Source organism: Streptosporangium amethystogenes (assembly GCF_000721075.1).
Taxonomy (GTDB): domain Bacteria; phylum Actinomycetota; class Actinomycetes; order Streptosporangiales; family Streptosporangiaceae; genus Streptosporangium; species Streptosporangium amethystogenes.
Map to the genome: position 1 here is coordinate 306,767 of NZ_JOEQ01000003.1, position 6,791 is coordinate 313,557.

Annotated in this window: 6 protein-coding genes and 1 pseudogene; 2 read left to right on the plus strand and 5 right to left on the minus strand. The window is 63.5% G+C overall.

Features of this window, described 5'->3' with window-relative positions; genetic code table 11:
- Positions 1-29 precede the first annotated feature (29 nt).
- The 3 genes and pseudogenes from IG98_RS54735 to IG98_RS0104680 form a co-directional block, all read right to left on the minus strand.
- Positions 30-1,145 (minus strand): annotated as a pseudogene (locus IG98_RS54735) (recombinase family protein); the annotation flags it as partial.
- 381 nt (positions 1,146-1,526) lie between these two features.
- The gene (locus IG98_RS46575; protein WP_157594157.1) at positions 1,527-2,402 is read right to left on the minus strand and encodes a hypothetical protein; all 876 of its coding nucleotides are present in this window, start codon (positions 2,400-2,402) and stop codon (positions 1,527-1,529) included.
- Entirely contained in the window at positions 2,403-2,801 is a 399-nt protein-coding gene (locus tag IG98_RS0104680; RefSeq protein WP_030905940.1) for a hypothetical protein, read from the minus strand.
- Positions 2,802-3,500: 699 nt separating this feature from the next.
- Between IG98_RS0104680 and IG98_RS0104690 the strand changes: the two genes are divergently transcribed.
- Both IG98_RS0104690 and IG98_RS0104695 read left to right on the plus strand, forming a co-directional pair.
- Positions 3,501-3,848, plus strand: coding sequence for a GntR family transcriptional regulator (locus tag IG98_RS0104690; RefSeq protein ID WP_051751542.1), 348 nt, complete (start codon positions 3,501-3,503; stop codon positions 3,846-3,848).
- Positions 3,849-4,134: 286 nt separating this feature from the next.
- Positions 4,135-4,329 (plus strand): hypothetical protein, encoded by a 195-nt coding sequence (locus tag IG98_RS0104695; protein ID WP_030905945.1) that lies wholly within the window; start codon positions 4,135-4,137, stop codon positions 4,327-4,329.
- Positions 4,330-4,466: 137 nt separating this feature from the next.
- Here IG98_RS0104695 and IG98_RS50135 read toward each other — a convergent pair whose 3' ends face one another.
- On the minus strand, positions 4,467-4,742 hold the full coding sequence (locus IG98_RS50135; protein WP_157594158.1) for a hypothetical protein: 276 nt from the start codon (positions 4,740-4,742) through the stop codon (positions 4,467-4,469).
- A 341-nt stretch (positions 4,743-5,083) separates the two neighbouring features.
- On the minus strand, positions 5,084-5,527 hold the full coding sequence (locus tag IG98_RS0104705) for a hypothetical protein (protein ID WP_157594159.1): 444 nt from the start codon (positions 5,525-5,527) through the stop codon (positions 5,084-5,086).
- Positions 5,528-6,791: the final 1,264 nt, after the last annotated feature.

Consider the following 6,791-nt stretch of genomic DNA (forward strand, 5'->3'; position numbering starts at 1 on the left):
TGCATGAGATGGTTGGCCAAGGCGTACTCCTCGGGGAAGCGGCAGCGGTAGTAGGCCGCATCGTTGACCCATTGGCCCTGCATTCTGCGGTCGCAGACACCGCAGTACAGCAGTCCCCGGAGCTGGTACGGCTTGGGGGTGCGCTTGCGGGTCTTGTCGGTGTGGCGATCGCCTCGCCCCGTCAGCGTCATCTGCACGGCGTCGAAGTCCTCCGTGGACACGATCGGCGGGTGAACGACTGCCTTCGACCAGACCCAGTCCTGCTTGGAGTTCCACCTGAGCTTCGTGGTGTGGCCCAGGCCGACGTCGTCCACATCGATGAGGACCTCGTCCTTGCGCTGGCGGTTCCACACCTGGTGGCCGGTGTAGCGGGGATTGGTCAAGATGGCGCGCACCGCGCTCTTGGACCAGGCGATGCCGGAGCGGTGACGGTTCCGGCCCGGATCGTGAGCTGATGGGCTGGGAATCCCGTTGCGGGTCAGTCTCTCGGCAATGGCGAACAGGCCGTAGCCGTCGAGGAAGACCGCGAAGATCTCTTCCACCACGGGCGCGGCGACGGGATCAAGCTCCAGCCGGTGAGCACGCTTGCCGTCGGCCGCCTTGGCCGGGTTGGGGTGTGGGCCCGCGTCGGCCAGCCGGTAGCCGTAAGGCGGCCGACCTCCCAGAAAGCGGCCTTCCATCTGGGCTTGGGCTGACATGGCGCTGCGTACGCGGATCTTGATGCGGTTGCGCTCGCCTTTGCTCATCCCGCCGAACACGCTCATGACCAGGTCATGGGCCTCGTTGTTCGGGTCGATGGGGCCGCCCACCTCGGGCACCCAGAGCGGGACCCTGAAGTGCTCGAAGACGGGAAAGGTCAGGCCGTACTGGTTGCCGTAGAAGGCTCGTTGCGGCTCGCCGATCACCACCGCGTCGAAGCCGCGGTCGGGGTTGCGTAGTTCGGCGAGCAGCGCCGCCGCGTGCGGGCGGCGCTGCCAGGGGATCGAGCGGGACTTGTCGACGTCGAAGAACTCGGTGACGATCACGCCCCCGCGCGACTCGATGAGCGCGCGGGAGCGGGTGATCTGCCAGCCTCGCGAGGACTGGGGATCCTGCTTGTCCTCGGTGGAGACTCGGCCGTAGAAGGCGAAGCGGATGGTGTTCATGGGTCCTATGCGACGTTGGGGCGGTTGACCGGCATGGCTTGGTGAGCCTCCAGCAGGATGGCGAGCAGTTCCGTGGCGGCGCCGGGCGTCAGGCGGGGCGGTCCACTTGGCAAGACGATGTGCGGAGTCCGCTGTTTACGAGTGGTGGATGTGGTCATGATGAGAGGCGCTCCTATGCGTTCGTTGCTGGCGGGTAGGGGTACGGCCCCGGCGACGTGCTTGGCGGTACTGGAGTCGGGGCCGCTTTGCCGCCGTACCTTGGCGTAGATCCGCACGTTGCGGCCGACACCTCGGCAGGGCGGCGGGTCGGATGTTTCCGTGACGTCGAAAGCGCAGGCTGCCCGCGGTGCTTTCTCAAGCAGGACAGTGCTTTACATCTGGTCATGACGCAGGTTTCTTAGCTGCAAGTGGGTGGCACGCCGGGCAGCGCGCCACGGTGTCGTCGTGAAGTTCCATCTGCCGGGTGCGCTCGTCGCAGTGACCGCACCAGTCTGGGGCGATCCTCAGCGACGGACTGGGCTCGACGCCCTCGACCGCAGGCAGGAACTTGTCGGGGTCTTTCTCGATTGCCGTGGCCACGTAGCGACTGCGGTACTTGACGGGCCGGCCATCGAGGATCGTGTGGCGGATCGCGGCCGCGTCGAGGAGACGGATCTCGCGGCCGGTCAACTCAGCCAGGAGCTGGACGATACCGCGATCGATGGAGTCGTCGTCGTTCGCCCAGGCACGCGCGTTACGACGAGAAGACGACTGATTGTCTTCATCTTCTTCCGTCCTAGTCCCCTTCGGGGACTGGACGGAACTGGGTGGCGTTAGTAACGCGTTACGTTCGGCGTTACTAACGCCACCGTCGACGGCGTGTGGCTCGGTCCGGTTGCGATGCCTGTCTCGCCACCTCTTCTGCCGCTCGGCGTTGGCCTTCCGTTCTTTCTCCGCCCGCTCCTTAGTGGGCACGAATGCGAAGAAGTCATGGATCACCCACCCCTTCGCCACAGGCGCCGGGCAGAGATCGGAGGGACACTCTTCGCCAGGCGGATGCCAGGTACCCCGGGACACGAGTTCGGTGATGAAGCGCAGCGGCTTTCGCACTCGCGGACACACGTCGATCAGGTCTTCCTGGAGTACCGCACCGTCGGTCAGGTTGTGGGCACACCAGAAGATCGCTGTGAAATGTATACGGAATGCGGCGTCCGACAGGCCTGCTACCTGCCTCCGAGTCGGGAATCGGTCGTCGAAGTACAACCCTTCCCGTTTCATCTAGTGCCTGCCTCTGTCCGTCAGATGCAGACCGGCCGTGGTGTTGAAGGCACGGTCGATTCGGAGCGCGAGGTCACGTGCCGTCTTCCGGGCCGCCGTAAGTTCTGACAAGGCCTTGTCAAGACGCTCGTCGGGGTCGCCATGGTCGTCACCCAGTTGTCCGGATGCCTGCATGCGCCGCAACGCCTCGCCGAGTTGCCCCAGCAGTTGGTCAAGCCCAGCTGTCGAACTGCTGATACGGCCGAGGACGTCGTACACGGTGGACGGATAGGTGACGCCGACATGGGAGAGCGTGGCGTGGTTGAGGACGCGGACGGCCTCGGATACGGCTGCGGCGACCTCGCTGGTGTAGTCGTCACCATGGGGGCCATCTGATGACAGCCAGACGGTGTCAGCCATCGCTGTTGACTCCGATCGCTGAGATCTTGTCAAGTTGCCTGTGTCCCGTCAGAGTGGTGACGAGAGTCAGCAGCCGACGCATGAGCCAGTGAGGCACCCCTAGGGTGTCCGTGCTCGCGATCGATGGGATGCTGAACATGACCTACTCCTTTCGAGTGGGTCTGATGGGAGGCCCGGCGCCGGCCAGCCTCGAAGCAATGCGGGCGCCGGGTCCTTCTGTAGTGAACGTGCAGAGGGCCAACTTCATGATTCGGCGGGGAGCTGTTCAGCTACGCCGACATGCGCAGTTGTCCGCTTCTCGTCTACCAGTGCTCCCCCAGACGTCTCACCCCCTCGTGTTCCAGGAATCACATACATATCAGGCCTATCTGCCATGATGACACAAATCACTTTGCTGGTCTTGACTCAAGGGAGTCAGAAGATTCGCCTCGCGCTTCAGTGCCTCACGATCCCCCTGCCGTTCTCATCACCTTCACACCGCACCGCTGGCTTGCCATGCGCGCACATCCACCCGGCTAGTGATCCAAAGCACGGCCGACATCACACCAGGCCGGAGCCATCAGCCCATGGCGATCGCTCTCACCTTTCCTCCTTGCCCGGCGATCAGATTAATCTAGGTAGACACTACTGTACTAGTTCAAGACAGGTATAGCTCAATTGTGCTTTCCTAGTACAGCTGAAGGGCTTAGCCTTGGTGTTGTGTCCGTGCCTGATTTCAGCGATCCTCAGCCTGCCTACCTGCAGATTGCAGACGACCTGCGTCAAGAGGTGGCGGCAGGTCGACTCAAGCTCGGCGAGCGGCTTCCGGCGCGGCGGCAGTTGGCCCAGCGCTACGGCGTGGCCGTCGAGACGGTCCGTCGAGCCTTGAACGAACTCGCGCACGATGGCCTGATCAGCACGCAATCGACGCGCGGCACATACGTGGTCAAGACTCCTGACCGGAATGAGCCGTCCTCCGAACTTCAGCAGGCGATGACCGAGGTGCGCCGGCTGGCCGAACGCGTAGAAGGTCTGGAGTCTCGCGTGAAAGACCTCGAAGGCCGCTGACCCCCTCCACGCGTCCCTTCGAGGTTCCTACCTCCCGGGGCTCCGGGCTCTTCCTCAGTAGCAGCCGAATCGGCCGCCGCGAAGCCACAGGTCCAGGTGGAGCGGCCCGAGCGAAGCGAGGGACGACTACCTGGAGGTGTGGCTCCGCGCAGGCCATCATCGGCCTGCGAGGAAGACCCGAGCGACCGCGATGCTCACCCGCCGTTGAAGAAGATCGTTTTTAACGGTTCCGACACCTTGGCACCAGGCGGTGAAGGCCGTCCAGTCGGTGGTGTAGGCGCGCCGGGTGCTTTCCGGGATCCCGGCCTCGACTGCGGCGCAGGCCGCCGGGCTCAGCGTCTGCTCCGCCTCAGGGGCGGGACGCGTGTTCGGGAAGGGCCGGGCGCGCACCCGATCGATCGTGTGCCATCGCGTCTATTTCGACCAGCTGGAGCTGCTCTCTCAGCTCGGCGTCGGGCTCGACCTCGGAGGACACCGGTAGTGCTTTGCCTCAGCGTTGAGCACTAGGGCGACAACGTCGCTCGGTGGCACGCCGACGACGAAGGAGTTGGCGTGGCGTCGATCGCCGTCGACCGTCACGGCGAGCACCGAAGTGGCGATCGCAACCGGTTCCACCCTCTACGCGCTCGTCGAGGGGTCCTCGGGCATCTGGCATCGGCAGGGTGTCATCACCAGCGTGCGGATGCTCTCGTCCAGGTGCGCCACGGTCTTGGAGCCCAGACAGTAGCGGCACCCCAGCACGGCGGCGGCCGCGGAGTCGGACCAGATACGGTGCTCCCACGCTGGCGGCGGCTCAGCGGACGGCGAGGCGGTTCGGCGGGCTCGTGCTCGGCGCCGACCCAGCCCCTGGCCGCCCTCGCCCAGGAGGGGGCGCCGCGCCTGCAGGTCGGCCACGCTCGAACACGAGGGAGAGGCGTGGCGGGCGACGTGCAGCGGAAACCGAACGGCCAGATGAACGCTTGAAGTGAACAGTGTGCGGATTCGGGTGTGCTCTCTTTCGACCATTCACCGATCCGGCCCGATCCGGCCACGCCTCGCTGGTGATCTTCACCTGCACTCAACCTGGGGCTATCGGCCTCGACCATCCCGCCCTGGCGAGGGGCCGCGGCGCTAGCCCGGGAAGGCCAGCACGGCGCGGCCGCCGCGCCGTGCGCCTCCTGGTCAACCTGGCCGACAGACCGGGCCGGACGGGGCGGCCGGGCTGCGGGACGCTGAGCCTCTGACTCGACTGGCTGTCAGGCCTTCTGGGCTGCCGCCGATTTCTGCGCCACGGGCTCTTGCGCACCGCTTACCTCAGCCTCGCTCGCCTCGATCATGGTCATCGAACTGGCCTGCTGTGTCGGCTCCTGCAGGTCGGCAGGAGGCTGATCAGTGGGTTCGGTTCCCGTCCCACGTACTGCATTGATCAACCGTTCCATCCGCGAGACAGGCTTATCCGAATCGTGGAAGATCACTCCGGCCAGGATTCCCAGTACCCCTACCACTACCGCCGCCAGCGCCAGCGCCACCGTGGGCATGAAAAGCGCCGCCGCCAGTGTTCCGGTACCGCCTAAGGCGGCTAGCAGCGCCTTCAATGCTGCACCGTCCGATGCCCATTGGTCTTGCTCCGTAAGGTCCACGCCCTTCCGGAGGCGTCCGGCAAGGCGAGCATCAGCGCGAAGCGCATCCATGCTCGCCACGTCTCCAGCTCTACGAGCTGACCGGTCTGCTCCTCTTGTTGTTGCGTCCGGGACGTAGCCGACAGTAGGCGGCAGGCCGTCTCGGCCAGTTGGTGTGGAGTGGTGTCCCGCCGCCTCACCCACCAATCCGAGGGTCGGCGGTGAGACGGAATCGCCTTTACTTGGGAAACCGCCTCGGCGAGGAAACCCATCATGGTTGGCCCTGACATAGCAACCTGTGAAGCGGATTCAATCCGTACTCCCGACGGGGAAAGACAAGTCGCAAGGGGCGTGACTTCGCTGATCTCCCGCACGGCACGTATGCTGTCGTACAAGTACAGCCTCCTGAGGGGGTTGCGCTTACCCATGAATGACGGCCTCCCGTTGCGAGCGGGGGGCCGTCGTCATTTGTCGCGCCAGCCCATCGCCGTCATCCGGCACCTATCTCCCGGGTGCCGATGGAATTAATGTAGCGCGACTCGCCCTCCTGCGTGGCAGACAGCAGAGCCTGTTGCTGCACTCCAGGCGCCACTATGAGGTTCCCGATGCAAGAAATAAATAAGCCGGAAAGCCTTACTTGGGCAGCAAATTGACTAGCGCTAATTTGCTTCGCTTTTGAAGCGAAATTCAAGGTTGATCGCCTTGTTGAAATGGCAGGCCTTGTTAGGGAAGTGAGGCGTGAAACTTTTAATTTCGTTCGAAATGTGCGATATTGTAAAATTCTTATAGACAGAAAAAGGGAATTTACTATGGCACCTCTTTGTTGCGGGCATTTAATTCAAACTTCCATAGCCTCGAATTAAATGTGCTGTTAAATTTGTCAATCCCCCACCGTGAAGGCATGTATCCCAAAAGAGGTCCGGCGAGAAGGTTTGAATAAGAGCACTGAAAGCGAAGCGGCCTTTCTTGTGAAAATTATGTAGCGCTAATTAAGCAACATAAGTGTCATAACTGAACGTGACAGCGAGTGCCAGGGGCTGCAGCCATCGCAGAGTCGTCAGCGCTCTAGATCAGGCGATGTCAAGATCCATCGTTGCCCCACCTCGTCCGTCCCCAAGCGCTCTACCCCCGACCTCCATGCGGTCTGGCGACCCCGGTGCTCCAGCCCAATTCAGGAGGCAGCCGCCCACCTGCTGCCGGTGCTTACGGGCAGCAGGTGGGCGGCTGCCGGAAACTTTCGTCGGCGGTGGAACGCTTCCGGCAGCACGTGGTGGAACTTTCCGGCGGTGGAACTTTCCGGCAGCGGCAGCGGAACACTTTCGCCGGCGGTGGAACACTTCGGGTC

Excerpts from the sequence above, each read along its gene's own strand:
- IG98_RS46575 (WP_157594157.1), bottom strand. The coding sequence starts at position 2,402 with ATGAAACGGGAAGGGTTGTACTTCGACGACCGATTCCCGACTCGGAGG.
- IG98_RS0104680 (WP_030905940.1), bottom strand. The coding sequence starts at position 2,801 with ATGGCTGACACCGTCTGGCTGTCATCAGATGGCCCCCATGGTGACGAC.